At 55.8% G+C, this 17,058-nt stretch carries 14 protein-coding genes; 4 read left to right on the top strand and 10 right to left on the bottom strand.

Annotated elements, in window-relative coordinates:
• Positions 1-246 precede the first annotated feature (246 nt).
• Positions 247-1,983, bottom strand: coding sequence for a caspase family protein (locus ACR0AM_RS16335; protein WP_480623482.1), 1,737 nt, complete (start codon positions 1,981-1,983; stop codon positions 247-249).
• A gap of 290 nt (positions 1,984-2,273) precedes the next feature.
• Between ACR0AM_RS16335 and ACR0AM_RS16330 the strand changes: the two genes are divergently transcribed.
• A complete protein-coding gene (locus ACR0AM_RS16330) occupies positions 2,274-2,612 on the top strand; it encodes a hypothetical protein (RefSeq protein ID WP_480623481.1) in 339 nt (112 codons plus the stop codon).
• A gap of 269 nt (positions 2,613-2,881) precedes the next feature.
• On the opposite strand, the gene ACR0AM_RS16325 is transcribed toward ACR0AM_RS16330, so the two are convergent.
• From ACR0AM_RS16325 to ACR0AM_RS16310, 4 genes are read right to left on the bottom strand one after another with little or no spacing between them, the layout of a single operon-like run.
• The gene (locus ACR0AM_RS16325; RefSeq protein WP_209505961.1) at positions 2,882-3,433 is read right to left on the bottom strand and encodes a VOC family protein; all 552 of its coding nucleotides are present in this window, start codon (positions 3,431-3,433) and stop codon (positions 2,882-2,884) included.
• A gap of 41 nt (positions 3,434-3,474) precedes the next feature.
• Positions 3,475-5,007: a sensor histidine kinase gene (locus ACR0AM_RS16320; protein ID WP_480623480.1), complete on the bottom strand. Its 1,533-nt coding sequence runs from the start codon at positions 5,005-5,007 to the stop codon at positions 3,475-3,477.
• Positions 4,992-5,684 carry a response regulator gene (locus ACR0AM_RS16315; RefSeq protein ID WP_480623479.1) on the bottom strand — a complete coding sequence of 231 codons (693 nt, stop codon included), beginning with the start codon at positions 5,682-5,684 and terminating at the stop codon, positions 4,992-4,994. Before ACR0AM_RS16315 ends, ACR0AM_RS16320 begins: the two co-directional genes overlap by 16 nt.
• A gap of 13 nt (positions 5,685-5,697) precedes the next feature.
• Positions 5,698-7,224, bottom strand: coding sequence for a DUF4153 domain-containing protein (locus ACR0AM_RS16310; protein ID WP_480623478.1), 1,527 nt, complete (start codon positions 7,222-7,224; stop codon positions 5,698-5,700).
• A gap of 280 nt (positions 7,225-7,504) precedes the next feature.
• On the opposite strand from ACR0AM_RS16310, the gene ACR0AM_RS16305 reads away from it, so the two are divergent.
• Entirely contained in the window at positions 7,505-9,031 is a 1,527-nt protein-coding gene (locus ACR0AM_RS16305; RefSeq protein ID WP_480623477.1) for a malonate--CoA ligase, read from the top strand.
• A gap of 65 nt (positions 9,032-9,096) precedes the next feature.
• Positions 9,097-10,782: a tryptophan halogenase family protein gene (locus ACR0AM_RS16300; protein ID WP_480473978.1), complete on the top strand. Its 1,686-nt coding sequence runs from the start codon at positions 9,097-9,099 to the stop codon at positions 10,780-10,782.
• A 73-nt stretch (positions 10,783-10,855) separates the two neighbouring features.
• Here the strand turns inward: ACR0AM_RS16300 and ACR0AM_RS16295 are convergent, their stop codons facing one another.
• From ACR0AM_RS16295 to ugpB, 5 genes are all read right to left on the bottom strand, one after another.
• On the bottom strand, positions 10,856-11,791 hold the full coding sequence (locus tag ACR0AM_RS16295) for a glycerophosphodiester phosphodiesterase family protein (protein ID WP_480623476.1): 936 nt from the start codon (positions 11,789-11,791) through the stop codon (positions 10,856-10,858).
• Positions 11,791-12,846 (bottom strand): sn-glycerol-3-phosphate ABC transporter ATP-binding protein UgpC, encoded by a 1,056-nt coding sequence (gene ugpC / locus ACR0AM_RS16290; RefSeq protein ID WP_480623475.1) that lies wholly within the window; start codon positions 12,844-12,846, stop codon positions 11,791-11,793. The genes ACR0AM_RS16295 and ugpC overlap by 1 nt, the downstream gene beginning before the upstream one ends.
• Positions 12,847-12,849: 3 nt before the next feature.
• Positions 12,850-13,686 (bottom strand): sn-glycerol-3-phosphate ABC transporter permease UgpE, encoded by an 837-nt coding sequence (gene ugpE / locus ACR0AM_RS16285; RefSeq protein ID WP_267365578.1) that lies wholly within the window; start codon positions 13,684-13,686, stop codon positions 12,850-12,852.
• 20 nt (positions 13,687-13,706) lie between these two features.
• Positions 13,707-14,588, bottom strand: a complete 882-nt coding sequence (gene ugpA / locus ACR0AM_RS16280; RefSeq protein WP_209505975.1) for a sn-glycerol-3-phosphate ABC transporter permease UgpA — start codon at positions 14,586-14,588, stop codon at positions 13,707-13,709.
• A gap of 63 nt (positions 14,589-14,651) precedes the next feature.
• Entirely contained in the window at positions 14,652-15,962 is a 1,311-nt protein-coding gene (ugpB, locus tag ACR0AM_RS16275) for a sn-glycerol-3-phosphate ABC transporter substrate-binding protein UgpB (RefSeq protein WP_480605817.1), read from the bottom strand.
• A 178-nt stretch (positions 15,963-16,140) separates the two neighbouring features.
• On the opposite strand from ugpB, the gene ACR0AM_RS16270 reads away from it, so the two are divergent.
• Positions 16,141-17,046: a LysR substrate-binding domain-containing protein gene (locus ACR0AM_RS16270; RefSeq protein WP_480623474.1), complete on the top strand. Its 906-nt coding sequence runs from the start codon at positions 16,141-16,143 to the stop codon at positions 17,044-17,046.
• Positions 17,047-17,058 lie beyond the last annotated feature (12 nt).

Raw genomic sequence — 17,058 nt, 5'->3', positions numbered from 1 at the left:
CTCATAGAGTGCCTCATAGTGTCCACTATTGATGGTGGACACTTAGACCGCCTCTACCCCTCCCGTTAGGTCGGGTTCAACGGACGGACACGAATGACCCAGACTTCTTTTTGGGGCAATCAGCGCAGATACGCAGATCCGTTGCCGAAAGCGCCTGTTCTTGCTGATCCGCCACGTGGCGAACGCGGATGCGCTTGGGCAAGCGAGCCTGTCTGCTGGGCCGCGCTACACCCATTCCGACTTCACTCAGCGCCGTGTAATTGTCATATCAAAGAAAAATGCAGCATCAAACCGACCATGATTGGAATGCACGGTTTTGCCACTGGTAAATTCCTTCGAAAAACTCTGAGTGACCGAGAATGGTACAACTCGGGTTTTTCCAAACAGGTATCCCACGTTTCCTGAGATCCGCAGTTTTCCGTTGTCAGACAGCGATGCGCGAAACCTTTGCGGACGCGACGCACCGGTTCCAGTATTGTCTTGAGCACTAAAAAGTTGAAACCCGGCGGCCGATTTGCGGTACACCACTCGCAGCATTGTTTTAGGCTTTTCGTTGGCAAGTTCGCCGCCATTGTAACGTGGGTCCGGTCGTCTTTTGAATTCGATGACATAGTCACCATAGAAGGCGTTTTGGGCGTTCTCGTTTGGGGGCGACTTGGGTACGGCCACCAGTATCTGAGGGTCTGCTTGTTGGTCGCTTTGCGCGGATGGTTCTGGTTTTGCTACATTTTTCAGAACGGCGTAGCTTTGTGCTGTGAGGTATCCGGTTCTTTCTACACCATTTTGCCTCTGAAACTCTTTCAGAGCTTTACGGGACCGAGGCCCGAAGATCCCATCCACTGATCCAACTGAAAACCCAAGCGCGTTCAGGCCGCTTTGAATGCTCCGGTAATCGTTTCGGTTCAGATTCAGACTGGCCTCGATGTCCGAATTCGAGCGTGGCAACGGTGCAGGCGCGTCTAGGCGGCTTTCGGTTCCAGGGGGTGAAATCGTCGTTTTCGGCGTGACGAGTGTGGCAATCTTCCGATTTGTGCGTCCGACCACATCCGTAACTTGTTGAGAATATTGCCCCGCGCGGGTGTCTGGATACAGCTGCGCGATCAGCTTCAAAGCGCCCTGCTTCGCGCTTTCGTCTTCCAGCTGCATGGCCTCGCCCAGAACACGTTGCGCCGACCGCTCGCGCTCATCGACAGGGCGAACGGCATTGGCAGCATCTACATTGGCATCGTCACTATTGATTGGTTCTTTGAGTGCTGCTGGGACAAGGAAAATGTCATGACCGGGCAGTGACCCATAGGTGAATGGCTCCTGATACCCATCTGTAAGTTCGTAAACCGTATCCCGCACCTTCCGGAACATTTTCCCAAGCTCCAACCCGGGTACCTCGATATGTTCAAGAAAGGCCTCTGCATACGGGCTGTTGCGACCGTCACCATCCAGCGCCAAAGTCCCGCCTCGCGCTGAATACCCGACAAGAACCCCACTGGGATCGATGCGGCCTAACCCTTGACCGATTGATCGGGTTGCAGTGGTTCGAACCATATCGCTCACGAACGGGTTGTTCCGACACGCATCCACTATGACCAGCTTCAAGCCTTTCGCGGTCGAAACGGCGTTGAGCACCGTATCCAGACGGATTGCCTCGAATTCTACGTCCTTGTCACTCCTGAGTTCGGCATTGGTCGGTATCAGGTAGTTTGTGTTGTCGATTTCGATCCCGTGACCTGCAAAATAGACTAATACCATATCCGCATCGACTACATCCTCAAAGAAGTCTCTTAAGGTCAGGCGCATTTCGCGGTAGTCGAGGTTTTGTTTTGCTGTGACATGAAAGCCGATCCTCTTGAGGGCGGCAGAAATATCCTGGGCGTCATTGGCTGAGTTTGGGATGTTTGACACATGCTCATATCGTGCATTTCCAATTACCAAAGCCACACGTTTTGCATGAGGCGTTTCCGCAAGTGCTGCGTTCAGTCCGAACATCAAAACGAAGCTCAGATATATCCACGATCCAAAGAAGCATTGGTGCAATTGGCGCGTTAACATGGCAAAATCGTCCACTGAAACCGGACCTAATATAGCATAAATGGAGTTTATGGGCGACGTTGTTGTCAAACCAACTGCTTCACTTGGGCCTTTTGTGACGTCAGCACCCACCGGACAGATTTAGGGGTTTGAGCAACGGAGGATTTCTGGTTCTCCGCAATATCACCCGCACGATCGCGGCTTACTAACGCACGCTTGTCACGCCCGATACGCCCTATGATCGCTTTGTGAAAGGCGAGGATGCGGCGCTGTTACAAGCAGATTTGCGCGGCCTCGTGCTTTTCGACAAGATCGGCTGCCGAAACTGCCATATCGATGCCGCGCTCTCCGCAGCGGGCACTGAAAAGCCACTTGGGACTTACCGAATATTCCCGGTGTTTTGGGACGGCAATCCCTATCTGGATAAATACGATCTGCTTCTCAAGGAGCGTCCCAGCAGGTTTCGCGTGCCCTCTCTGCGCAATGTCGCGCTGACCGCGCTATTTCCACAATGGCTCGGTAAGAGGTCTGGAAGAGGCGATCAAAGTTATGGCCGTTTCTCAGTTGGGACGCACCCTTTGCGATGATCCTTTGGCCGACATTCGCATTGTGGCCGCGAGCGTTGAAGACACGGTTCCAGGGCTGAATATTGACATGTTCACAAATCGCACGGTGAGCCGACAAGAGGTGTCTAACATTGCCGAATTTCTGCGGTCGCTCACAGCGGCCACGCTTCCCGATTAGGTTTTTTGCATGAAGAATACCCCAGAAGGGACGTTGGATCGATCAAACGACTTTGCCAGTTTCGATTGTTGGGGATCACGATGCCCACCGCTCAGGGTAAACGACAAAAAGGTTACATCCGTGGAGTACGCTCCGAGACGATATTCTCGATCGCATCGGCAAGGTGGACGTCGGCAATCGCAAGATCACCACGTTCAACGCGCAGCCTGTGCGCTTCGGCCAGAACGTCACCATGAGTTGCACCTTCAGGCGGCTCAAAGCGGTAACTCGCAAGCTCGATCCTCAAACCCAACGGATCGTGGAAATAGATCGAGTTCATGAAGCCCCGGTCTTTGATTGGCGTGTGCTTGATACCCCTCTCGTCAAGCCGTTCCTCGACCTGCATGAGAACCGAGCGTGACACCGCGAAGGCCAGATGATGAACCGCGCCAACCTGATCCCTGAGCAAACTGCCGGACGGTTTTCGATCTTCATTGGTGAACACCGTGATCGTCTGGCCGTTACCAGCGGCAAAGTACAAGTGACCCTGTGAATGATCGTCCAGGTTTGGTTGATCGAAGATAAGCGAAAACCCGAGAAGACCCTCCCAGAAGTCTATTGACGTTTGCCGGTCTGCACCAGTCAGGGTGATGTGGTGAATGCCCTGTGCCTGCAATTTGCGCATGTTGAGTTTCCTCCCGTTTGATGAGTTCTCACCTCGCCCGGCTAGTTGAAGGTGAGAAGAAAACAAGCGCCTTGATTGCTTGGTACAACACTGAGTTGCCCACCAATTGCTTCCATGGTCGCTTTGACAATATTCAGGCCCATACCTGTGCCACCGGCCTCTCTTTTTGTCGTAAAGAAGGGCTGCAAAATCTTGTCCTTGTTCCCTTCACTGATACCGGCGCCATTATCCGCAATTTTTAGACTGATGACACCGTCGTTCTGATAGGCTGTCAGCACGGCATTCTGCGCGCCGTGTTGCTGAGCGTTCTCGAGCATATGTGTCAGTATGATGTGCAGGGTGGGCGCCGCGACGGGCAAGGGCAAGTTATCGTTTTCAGCCTTGATGGCAAGCGCCGGGAACGTCTGGACGACCTGATCAGTGATGTCGTTCAGACAGCATGTACCGTTGATGGCACTCTGATCGGCCAGGCTGAAGGCGCGCATGTTGGCCAGCAGATCCTCCATCCGCTTTCCGCCCTTTTCTACAGTGTCCAGCAGGCGGTGTTTCTGCGCAGATGGCAAATCGTCGTCGCGCAGCAGCTCTGCCGCGCCTTTCAGGGCGGTGAGGGGTGACTTCAGCTCGTGGGTGACATGGGCGGTGTACGTTTTCAATCCGTCCTGCTTGTCCTGCAAGCGTTCCGTCAGCGATTGAAAACTATGGCTCAGATCCGCGATTTCCCGCGTGCCAAGCTGGTCTGGTGGTTCCCATGCCTGACCACCGTGGCCCGCCATCTGGCTGCGCTGGATCAACAGGTGGATCGGCCGGGTGATGAACCGCCAGAACACGTACCCGATAAGCGCCGTGGACAAAGCGACAAATGCCGCGGCCTTGGCAAGGTTGAAACGTTCGCCGTACAGAAAGCGGAAAATATGGTTCGGGGTGCGGCTCAGGTAAACCGCCCCGATCAAGGTCTGATCCACGTACACTGGCATCGCCACGAAAACGCGCACACGGGCACCGCGGCTGAGGGTATAAAGCGCAGGCGTTGCATCCTCGCGCACGCGGGTGCGCGCGACCGAGACGGTTTTCCCTGAAAGGGCCTCGCGAACCTCGTCAACATGGCCCAGCTTCTGCCCGATTTCCGCGGTTCCGGCAAACACGTTCCCATCGACATCCAGCATCCGGTAACCCGCAAGGGTTTGCGCCTGGGCGGCGTTGGCGATGCGGCTTAGCGGGGCGGCGATGGCCTGATAAACCGAACCGGGTCGGACGGTTGCGGGCCGCGCGTCCGGGCGCGGTGGCAGAACCGTTTCGCGATTGACCGACAGTGATGGGAACACCGCGTGCTCGGTTGAGATTGCACTCGGGCGGGGCGGCTTGATCCCGGCTGCATCTGCATAAAGCTCGGCATACGCCGCTGACATAACCGCAGCCTGTGTCAGCAGGCTTTCTTCGGTCTGTTGCACCAGTTGACTATCATAAAAGCGGAACAGGACCAGCCCGGCAAAGGGCAAGCACAGGACAATGCCCAGCACCAGCAGAACGATGGTCCACAATCTGGGGCGCCATTTACGGTTCAGCCGGGCGTGCATGCACCCATCCTGAGGCCGACACCGTGAATGGTCACGATCCCCTCGGCACAGCCGGCCTGGGCAAGTTTGGCACGGACATTGCGTATATGGCTGTCAATGGTGCGGTCCGAGACGTGGATGTTATAGCCGTAAAGCGCATCGATCAGCTGCGCCCTGGACAGAACGCGGTCGGGACGGGCCATCAGAGTTGCCAGCAGCCGAAATTCCGATCCGGTCAGCGTCACAGGGGTTGAAGCGAACCTGCACAGGTGCCGCTCTGCATCCAGGTGCAGGCTGCCTTGCGACAACACCGGGTCGGGCTGGGCAGGTGTCGGCGCGCTGCGTTTCAGGATGGCCTTGATCCGGGCCACCAATTCGCGTGGGGAAAAGGGTTTCGTCAGATAATCATCGGCGCCTAGCTCCAGCCCGACGATACGGTCGACCTCGTCATCGCGGGCGGTCAGGAACAGGATCGGCACGTCCGAGGATTTGCGGATGTCCCTGCATACTTCCAGACCATCCTTTTCGGGCAGCCCGATATCCAGCACGATCAGGTCGGGGCTTTCCTGGCGGTTTGTATCAAGCGCGGACAGGCCGTCACTGGCCAGAAGTGGCGCATAGCCTGCCTTTTCAATCGCGAACCTTGTTACCTCAAGGATATCCGGATCATCGTCGACAACAAGAATGCGTGCAGGCATCAAATGGGGTCCTTCAACTCTGCTGCCGATAATAGGCTTGGATTCTCCATCTCCGAAAGCCCCATTCGCGCCAGTTGGTGATTGCATCCTTTTTCAGATCATATCGCATCCACGCGTCACAGACTTGCTGTCCGGTTCTGGTTTCATGATCGCGGATGGCTGGGTAAGCGTCAGCGCCAAGGCTGCATATGTAACCAATGTCCTGTTGCATCAGAGCGCTGCCGTGGCTCAGATTGTAGCCGGCTAAGACTGATGCAAAATTCACAAAGTTGCACGTATACAAGACCACCAGAAGCGCTGCAAAACAACGCCGCAGTAGCCAGGTTGTACCGAAGCCGCGATGGATTTGCACCACGGTCAGCAGCAAACCGGTGAGAACCAGCGCCATCCATATGAAGGCGGCCACCCGCAAATAGGTAAGCGCATAGGCGTCGACGTAATGATGCAGCCGAATGGCAGCTGTCAGCACCAGGAACATGTTCTGCGCCAACCACATGTAGATCAGAAAGCGCAACGTCCGGTCCGAGCCGATCATGCTGTGAGTGACCAGAGTGAATACGCCCGCCAAAAGGGCCGTCACCACCAGCGGATAAGCGCCCCGGTGGGCATAAGCGGCATAGCTCATCCCTTGAGGCAGGGATACACCGCCGGTCAGGATGCCGAGGTCCATCACGGTTTGCACAAGGAACATCAGGTTGAACAGCAACAGCGAATTGCGCACCGAGATTGGATTGACCAGAAATGCGGCCCGACTTGGGCCCGTCTTCGGCATGGCGGCGGGGCGGGCAATGCCACCCAGCCATGGATCGCTGAGGTTTAGGAACGGCCACAGCAGCGAGGCCATTACACTCCAGAACAGAAGCCGCAGCCAGAAGTACCCTTCGAACAGAAGACTTGGGTCCAGCTCTGCCAGAAGGTCTTCCAGCACCGGATTGGCGGCGGCCAGCAAAGCAAGGAAGACCGCACCCAATAGCAGCGGCAAGGCCAGCGAGGCTACGTGGCGGCGGCTGTCGGACCCAAGATCGGCGGCCACCGCGGTGCGACATGTGCCGCGCAGCAAAAGCGTCGCGCCGATGGAAGGCAGGCGCAGGGCGGTGCGCAGCAGCAGACGTTCGTTTACTGCTTGACCGAATAGCGCCCAGGTGGCCAGACTGACCAAACCAGCAAGGCTGAACAATACTGATAGAAGCTGCAAATCGATGACCACCGGCAGGTTGGTGAACAAGGCAAATGCGACGGCTATGAGCCACTCCTTTGCAGTCGCACGTCGGGGTTTCATCGCTATGATCGCGGCGGACAAGATCAGCGCGAAGACTGAGACAGAAATGCCTAGCGGCTGTTCCCAAAACAGCCAATCAGCAAGCGCAACCAGCGATGCAAGAATCGGGATTGCATGGCGCATTTTCAGAGTAGACATCAGAGAACCACTCTGCTGTCGTCTGTTGCCTCCCCATCGGGGGGCTTTGTCCATCTTTCCCAGCCACCACGCGTCCAGCACGATGCTGTCCGGTACGCCGCGAATTGTCAGTTCCTGCCTCATGTCCTGTCTCCTGCTTGCAGGTTTGTGTTCCCGGCAGATTGCCTGCGGCGCTTGCATCTTTGGCGCGACGTATCCGCAGCCTTCATGGGGCTTTCGTGCAGAAAATGTGCAGAGGCGGTGAAAGGTATTACCAACCACGATTTCCGAGCTGCAACTCGCGCCGCGCAATAAATGCGACGTGTCCAGACATTGAACTGCAAGCAAAAGCGCAGTGTGACACAGTTGAACCTTCCCCTGAGAAGCGGTTCGCCGTTATGGCTGGGGAAACGGAGGATCGAACATGGCTAACCCTCTCTATGATGATCTGTTTGGCATTCACGCCGACAAAGATACGGCTTTCCTGCACCTGACAGACGGGACGACCGTCACCTATCAAAACTTTCTGAGCACAGCCGCCCGGATCGCCCATGTGGCCACGCAACTGGGCCTAAAACCCGGGGACCGGGTTGCGGCTCAGGTCGATAAATCGCCTGAGGCGCTGGCGCTATACGCAGCATGCGCGCAGGCCGGTCTGGTTTTCCTGCCGCTGAACACCGCCTATACCGTGGACGAACTGACGTATTTCATCGAAAACAGCGGCGCGTCACTTGTTGTCTGCGACGGCCGAAGCAAAGACCAACTGACCCCGATTGCCGCGCGTTTCGGGGGCAGGGTGGAAACGCTGAATGCGGATGGCTCGGGCTCGCTGATGGATCTGGCGGCAGCAATGCCAGACAGCTTTGCGACTGTGGATCGGGATGGTGAGGATCTGGCGGCGTTTCTTTATACGTCGGGCACCACCGGACGTTCAAAGGGCGCGATGCTGACCCAGAACAACCTGTTGTCCAATGCGCGGACACTGGTCGAAGAGTGGCGGTTCACGTCGGAAGACGTTCTGTTGCACGCGCTGCCGATCTTTCACACACATGGTCTGTTTGTGGCCACCAATATCATTCTGGCTGTCGGCGGAAGCATGATCTGGCTGCCAAAATTCGACCCGGATCAGATCATTGACAGGATGCCCGGAGCCACGTCGATGATGGGCGTGCCAACCTTCTACACGCGCCTGCTGGCAGACGCGCGTTTTACCAGGGGGCTGACCGAACATATGCGCCTGTTCGTATCGGGCTCAGCCCCTCTGCTTGCGGATACCCATACACAATTCAAGGAGCGTACCGGTCATCGTATCCTAGAACGCTATGGCATGACCGAAACCAATATGAACACCTCGAACCCCTATGACGGCGAACGTCGCGCGGGCACGGTCGGGTTTCCCTTGCCAGGGGTCGAACTGAAGATATGCGATGCAGACGGCAACCCTTTGCCGCAGGGTGAAATCGGCGAGATCGAAGTGCGTGGCCCGAACGTGTTCAAGGGATATTGGCAGATGCCGGAAAAGACGGCTGCCGAGCTGCGCAAAAACGGGTTTTTCATCACCGGTGATCTGGGACGGGTCGACGAAAATGGGTATGTCCATATCGTCGGGCGCAACAAGGACCTGATCATCTCGGGTGGCTACAATATCTACCCCAAGGAAATTGAGCTGGTTCTGGACAGCCAGCCCGGTGTTCTGGAGAGCGCAGTGATCGGCGTGCCGCATCCCGACTTCGGCGAAACCGTGCTGGGCCTGATTGTTGCCGAACCTGGGCAATCTCCGGATCTCGACGCGTTGATGGATACTGTGCGCGACAGCCTGGCGCGGTTCAAACATCCCCGCACGCTTATTCAACTGGATGAATTGCCCCGCAATACAATGGGAAAAGTCCAAAAGAACATCTTGCGCGACCAGTTCAGGGACATGTTCAAAGCCGGGTCACAAGGCACATAATGGCAGAGCCTAGATAAGCGTTGGAAACTTGATATAGTCCTCAAAACCAATGGGGATAGAAGAATATGAACAATCGTTTGCGCAAGATCACCATCGTAGGTGGCGGCACGGCAGGCTGGATGACCGCGTTGATCCTGGACATGGTGTTTTCACGCACTTCATCAACAGCGGACCGGCCACATATCTGCCTGATCGAAAGCCCTAATATTTCGACCGTGGGTGTGGGTGAGGCTACGGTGCCACGCATGCCGGTCACGCTCCGTCAGGCGGGCATTTCCGAACGGGATTTTTTCCGCGAGACGAACGCGTCCTTCAAGCTGGGCGTGAAGTTCTGCAACTGGAACAAGGACCCCAAAGGAAAACGCATCGATTACGTGAACCCCTTTGCCCATGGCCAGATGCTGGAAGGGTTGGACGCCGCCGAGTATTTCCTGCGCTTTGGCAACGGAGAACGGGACTTTACACAGTCCATCTCGCCCCACGATCATCTGGGCCGTCTGTGCAAAGGCGCGCGGCAGCTGGGTCAGCCCGAGTTTGAACAGCGTTTTGGCTATGCCTATCATCTGGATGCCGTGAAGTTTGCGGGCATGCTCACCACGGTCTGTACCAAGCGCGGCGTCGAGCATATCCAGGACGAGGTACAGAAAGTCGAGCTGGATGAACAGGGCAACGTCAGCCATCTGATGCTGGAGCGCGCGGGCCGTCATGACATCGAAATGGTCATCGATTGCACCGGGTTCCGCGGTTTGATCATCAATCAGGCGCTGGGCGAGCCGTTCTTGGATTATTCGGACTACCTGCCCAATGATCGCGCCATGGCGTTGCAGGTCGAACACCGCAATCCCAACAAGATCGAAAGCCTCACGCGGTCGACCGCGCTGGGCGCGGGATGGACGTGGCGGGTGCCGCTCTACAATCGTGTGGGTACGGGCTATGTGTTCTCGTCGGCGCATCGAACGGATGATCAGGCGGCAGACGAATATCTTGAATGGCTGGGTGACAGCGGTAAGGGTTTGACGCCGCGGATCATCCCGATGCGCGTCGGGCGCGTGCGCAATGCCTGGGTCAAGAATTGTGTGGCAATCGGCCTGTCCGGCGGGTTTATCGAGCCGTTGGAAAGTACCGCGATCCACATGATTGACCACGCAGTACGCTGGTTTGCAGAACACTTGCCGACGCGCGACGTCGCCCCGTCGCTGCGGGCAAGATACAACCGGCAGATGGATAAGCTTTATAACGAGGTTCTGGAATTCATCTGCCTGCATTACCGATTGGGTAACCGAAAGGATGACCCGTATTGGATCGACGCGCGAACAGAGATGAAGATACCGGATCGCCTGGCCGAGAATCTGGAATTGTGGCAGCACCGTCTGCCGATGGATCACGATGTGGAATTTGCCACGCTGTTTGATCATCGCGTGTACCAGACGGTTCTGTTGGGCAAACAGGTCTATGATACGGGTTACGGTACCGGCATCCGAGATCGTTTGCGGCCGTTGAAGAAAGTGATCTGGTTCCAGGGCATGCAGCGTGCGAAAGAGGATCTTGCGCAGATCGTCAAAGTGATGCCGGATCATAAAACGCTGCTGCGCGATATCCGGGGGGAGCTGGAAAAACCGGTCTTTGGAATGGCGAACGTGGCGAAACCGACGGTTGCGATGCCGGGCACGAAACCCGCACCTGTTACGATCCAGAACATGCCGAACTTTGCTGAAATCCAAAGCGGCGCGAAGGATTTGCAACTGTTCTAGGGGTTCTCTGCCCGTACGAAGGAAATTTGATAAACTGAAGGGCGAGGCATTCAGCCCCGGCCTTCAGGGCGGTTTAACGCCAGCTCATACCCCGGTCAGACAAGTGCCTTTGCACCCGACCCGGATAATCAGAAACAATGGCATCCACACGCAGGTCGATCATCTTGGCAATGTCTACAGGGTCATTGACCGTCCAAACCGCAACGCAAAGGCCCAAATCCTTGGCCAGTTCGACGTTTTCGGCAGTTACATCTGCAGAATACGGGCACCACAGTGAGCCGCCCGCTTGCTTGACCAATAGCGGAATATCGCCTTTGCGGCCTCGAAAATCCGGGCAGACTGCTTTTGAAGAATCCTCACCTACATCCTCGGCGTTTTCGGGAAGTTGGGTCAGATAAGAAGATGGCATATCAGGCGCTTGCCGCTGACATTCTTCCAACAGATTCCAGTCGAAACTGTGCAGAACGGCGCGCGACGACAGGGCCCTGGAACGGACCTCTTGCAGGACAAGACGGACAAACTTCTCTCTGTAGCGCGCGTCATGGGCCAAATCGGGGTCCGACTTCAGCTCGAGCATCAGACAGGCATCGCTATGTTGGGGGTCACTCACCAGATCCAGCAGGTCAAGCAGCCTTGGAACGCGAACGCCATCCATTTGTGCCTGATCAGGAAAACGCCGACCATAGGCAGAATTCCCATCCAACCGCCCGACATCGAACTTCTGAATCTGCTCGAATGTCAGGGTTGAAACCTTCGGCTCTTCCCCGGTCATAAACTGGCCGTCAGCATCGCGAAAACTGGGGGCGTGCAGCCGGTGATTATGGGTTATGACAGGGATGTCGTCAGCCGTGAGAACAACGTCAAACTCCAGAAGCGGCACGCCAATGGACAACGGAAAGTCGAAGCCAATCATGCTGTTTTCAGGCAACACACCTCGCGCACCCCGGTGGCCTACGATGCGGATCAGGTTGTCGCGCCCCCGGAAAGCCTCGACCTGAGGGAATGCCATCAGCCTTCCAGCCTTTCACCGGTAGATTGGTCAAACAGATGCAAATGGTTTGAGGACACAGAAAACCGCATGTTCGGATGTCGGCCTTCAATCGGATGTACACCCGGAAGGCTGATCGTGATCGGATCGCCAGAGCCGGTCAGTTGACCGTGCAACAGCGTGTTTGCCCCCAATGGCTCTGCCATCTGAATCATGGCCTCAATCGGGCCATTGTCATCCAGCAATAGATGCTCGGGTCGTACCCCCAGTTTAAAGGCAGTATCAGGGCCCGGCGACGAACCAACCGCGACCTCACCAATCATGGCGGTTCCGTTTTCGCGTCGGGCTTCAAAGACATTCATCGCGGGGCTGCCGATGAACTGCGCCGCAAACAGGGTTCTTGGTGTTTCGTATACCTCTAGCGGTGTGCCAACCTGTTCGGCGATACCGCCGTTCATGACGATCATCCTGTCGGCCATTGTCATGGCTTCAACCTGATCGTGTGTTACATAAAGCGACGTGATCCCCAGTTTTTCCTGGAGCTCACGAATCTCAAGCCGCATCTGCACGCGAAGCTTGGCGTCCAGGTTCGAAAGAGGCTCGTCAAACAGGAAGACCGCAGGTTCACGGACAATCGCGCGACCCATAGCCACCCTCTGACGTTGGCCGCCTGACAATTGTCTGGGTTTGCGATCCAGCAATGGTTCAAGCTGCAATAGCCTGGCCGCCTCGGTCACTTTTTGATCGATCTGGGCCTTGGGCAACCCTGCGATCTTCAGGCCATAGCCCATGTTCTGCCGGACCGACATATGCGGGTAGAGCGCATAGTTCTGGAACACCATGGCAATGTCGCGATCCATCGGCTCTTTTTCGTTGGCCCGTTCCGCACCAATCCGGATTTCACCCGCGGTCACGGTCTCAAGCCCTGCCACCATCCGCAACAGCGTGGATTTTCCGCAGCCCGAAGGGCCGACGATGACAATAAACTCGCCATCTTCGATGTGGATGTCGATGCCATGTATGACATCTGTCGGGCCAAAGCTCTTCTTGACATTCTCCAGGGTTACTGTTGCCATTTTCTATTTCTCGCTATCAACAAGGCCGCGGACAAAAAGCTTTTGCATCGACACCACCACGATGACCGGCGGGATCATCGCCAGAATGGAGGTTGCCATGATGACCGGCCAATCAGCTACATCATCGCCAGACGGGAACATCTGCTTGATGCCCATCACAATGGTGTTCATTTCAGGGTCGGTGGTGATAAGCAGCGGCCACAGATACTGGTTCCACCCATAGATAAACAGGATGACGAACAGTGCCGCGATGTTTGTCCGGCTCATCGGTACGACGATATCGATGAAAAACCGCATAGGCCGGGCACCATCCACACGCGCAGCTTCGGCCAGCTCGTCCGGGATTGTCAGAAAGAACTGACGGAACAGGAAGGTCGCCGTGGCCGAGGCGATCAGCGGAAAGATCAGCCCGTAATAGCTGTTGAGCATGCCGAACCCGGCCACGACCTCAAATGTCGGAACGATGCGCACTTCGACCGGCAACATAAGGGTCAGGAAGATCAGCCAAAAGAACGTTGTTCGACCGGGAAAGCGGAAATAGACGATTGCAAATGCCGACAGCAGTGAAATGACGATCTTGCCCACTGCGATCCCGATGGCCATCACAAGGCTGTTGAACAGCATCGTTGCGACGGGGACATTCACGCCGGAAAACAGGGCTGCCTTGTAGTTCTCCCAGAACTGATCACCCGGCAAAAGCGGCATGGGTGGTGATACAACTTCCGGCTGGGTAACGGTTGAGGCGACAAATGCCAGCCAAATCGGAAAGAAGATGACCAGAACGCCAAGGATCATCAGGGCATGTGTCAGCCAGATACCCGCTCCGCGCTTTTCGACCATTCCGTGCTGTTGGGCTGCCATCAGTAATGCACCCTCTTTTCCACGTACTTGAACTGAATGACGGTCAGAAGGCCGACGACAATCAGCAAAATGACCGATTGCGCCGAAGACGAGCCCAGATCCTGACCGACGAACCCGTCTGAAAAGACCTTGTAGACCAGTATGGTCGTGGCCTGCTGCGGCCCGCCGCCGGTGATTGTGTGGATTACGCCAAAAGTTTCAAAGAACGCGTAAACCACATTCACAACAAGCAGGAAGAACGCTGTAGGTGACAGCAACGGCAGGACAATCGTGAAAAACCTGCGCCAGAATCGTGCGCCATCGATCGCGGCGGCCTCGATGACCGACCTCGGAACCGACTGGAGTGCAGCGAAGAAGAACAAAAAGTTATAACTGATGCGCCCCCAGGCCGAAGCGACAACCACAAGCCCCATTGCCTCGGTGCCATTCAAGACGTGGTTCCAGTCATAGCCCAGCTGTCCAAGATACCACGACACGACACCGACGCGCGTGTTGAACATGAACAGCCAGAGCACACCCGCAACCGCCGGTGCGACTGCATAAGGCCAAATCAACAGAGTCCGATAAGCTCCGGATCCTTTGATCAGCCGATCTGCAATGACTGCCAGAAACAGGGCCGGGATCATGGAGCAGAGAGTAACAAGCGTCGAAAACACCGCCGTGGTTACAAAGGATGCGCGATAAAACTTGTCGCTCAGTAGAAATTCAAAATTGCCAAGACCGACGAACTTGGACGACAACCCGAACGGATCTGGGATGAAAAGCGACTGCCATACAGCTTGTGCAGCGGGATAGAAGAAGAATACGGCAGAAATGACGACCTGCGGGGCGATCAGCGCCAATGGCAACAGCCAGCCGCGGAATGTGACGCGTTTTTCCATCCTGATGACCCGCCGGGAAAAGTGGATGCGGGCTCTGCCGAGCCCGCATCGGATTTCAGAGGTTTATTGATTTGCCGATTCGAACCTGCGCAAAAGCGCGTCACCGCGTTCTTTTGCGCTGTCCATGGCTTCCTGGGCGGTTTTCTCACCGGACCAGATGGCCTCAAGCTCCTCATCGATGATACCGCGGATTTGATCGAAAGACCCCAGACGCAGACCTTTCGAATTTGCTGTCGGCTCTTTCGCGGTCATCTGGATCACAGCGATATCGGTGCCCGGGTTTTCATCATAGAAACCGGCCGCACGGGTCGCTTCACCGGCTTCCGCAGTAATCGGAAGATACCCGGTATTTTGGTGCCATGCCGCCTGAACGTCAGACGAAGACAAGAAGCTCAAGAACTCGCCAACGCCTTTATATTCTTCCGGATCATGACCTTCCATCACCCAAAGGGATGCACCGCCGATGATGGTATTCTGCGGCTCGTTTGTGACCGCTTCCCAATACGGCAGCGGGCGCACATCAAAGTCGAACTCGGCCTCGGCTTTTATCCCGGCATACCCGGCCGAGCTTTCGGTGAACAAGGCACACTCACCGGCCCGGAAGTTTGCGCCGCCTTCATTTCTGCGACCGGTATAGATGAATTCCCCATCCTTTGCCCAGTCGCCCATGGCGCTCAGGTGCGCGACCTGTACCGGGCCGTTCAGCATCAGTTCTGTATCCAGACCGGCAAAACCATTGTCCTGCGATGCAAACGGAACGTTGTGATAGGCAGACAGATTTTCCAGGTGGATCCAGCTTTGCCATGCCGTCACCAGCGGGCAGTCCTCGCCTCCGGCTTTGAGTTGCTCCAGCACATCGCCGACTTTTTCCCAAGTCGACAGGTCGGTGTCAGGATCAACACCCGCCGCCTGCATGGCATCGCGGTTGACCCACAAGACCGGCGTGGAAGAGTTGAACGGCAGCGACAACATATCTCCGTCGGTGGTGGTGTAATAACCTTTCACCGCACCGATATAGGCATCGGGATCAAAAGACGCGCCACTTTCGGCCATGACTTTGTAGACCGGCTTGATCGCGCCTTTTGCCGACATCATCGTTGCGGTACCGACTTCGAAAACCATCAGGATATGTGGCTGTTCACCTGCGCGGAAAGCGGCAATACCAGCGTTCAGGGTTTCCGAATAGTTGCCCTTGTGGCTTTCGACCACGACAAACTCATCCTGACTGGCGTTGAACTCTTCAACCTGCGCTTTGACAAGTTCGCCAAGGCGGCCGGTGAAGGCATGCCAGAATTGAACTTCGGTTTGTGCCATTGCCGCCAAGGGGGACAAGGCAGTTGTAACGGCAAGAGCGCCAAGCAAATTCTTTTTCATGATTCCTCCCATGCATCAGGTTTGATGCTTCGTTGAGTACCGACTGCAACGCGTATTCGACACACATGACGATTTCACGACGTTACCGTTACAGAAATATAATTCAAGCCCTACTTATTGGCAAAAAACATAATACAATGTTATACAGCGTGAATGAAAAAGCGGAACTGGGTCTGCAATGAGACAAACTTTGAGAATTCGGCAATTGGAAGCACTCATGGCGGTGACCACCAATGGTTCGGTCACAGCAGCGGCCGCCGATTTGGGGGTGAGCCAACCAGCTGTCAGCAGGTTGCTGTCGGATCTTGAAAAATCGTTTGGATTTCAACTTTTTGATCGCCGCAAAGGGCGATTGGTGCCAACCCAGGAAGTTCGCTATCTGCAACCCAGCGTGGACCGTGTCCTGGAATTGATGAAGCAGATATCGGACGCGAGTCAGAATATCACGCAGCGTAAAGCCGGGCATATCCGCGTCGCCTGCCTGCCCGGTTTCGCCACCAGCCATCTGCCGGATGTTGTGGCAAGTTTTCTGAAAGACCGGCCAGGTGTCACCATGACGATCGAACCGGACAGGCCGGAACGGATATTGGAATGGATGGTTGGCGAACAATATGACTTTGGAATCACTGATGGTTTTAACGGTCATCCGGGGGTCGAAAGCAGAAATGTCGATGTGCGCACGGTTTGCGTATTCCCGAAAAATCACGCGCTTGAGAACCTCTTGGAGGTGGCGCCATCCGATCTTGCAGATGAGAACATCATACATACGCGGCGCGACAGCGACTTTTTCGGACGGCTTTCGAAGGCATTTCAGCGGGCCAACGCTACACTCAACTCGCATATCGAGGTCAGGCAATTCACGGCGGCATGTGAATTGGCGATAAAAGGCGTCGGCGTTTCCATCGTCAGCGAGCTGGACGCAGTCCAATATACGGACCGAGGGCTAAGCTACAGGCCATTCAAGCCGTTTTTGCCGCATACGCTTTCGCTGGTACGCCCAGTCTTGAAGCAGCCGTCTTTGATCACACTGGAGTTCATTGAGCATTTCAGCGAAAGCCTGAGTGCTTTCAGAACACCTGCCTGAGGTTGCGGTCAA

The organism is Ruegeria sp. AD9, from assembly GCF_056542305.1.
Note: the sequence above shows the minus strand (reverse complement) of the source record. Positions and strands in the feature narration are given on the sequence as shown.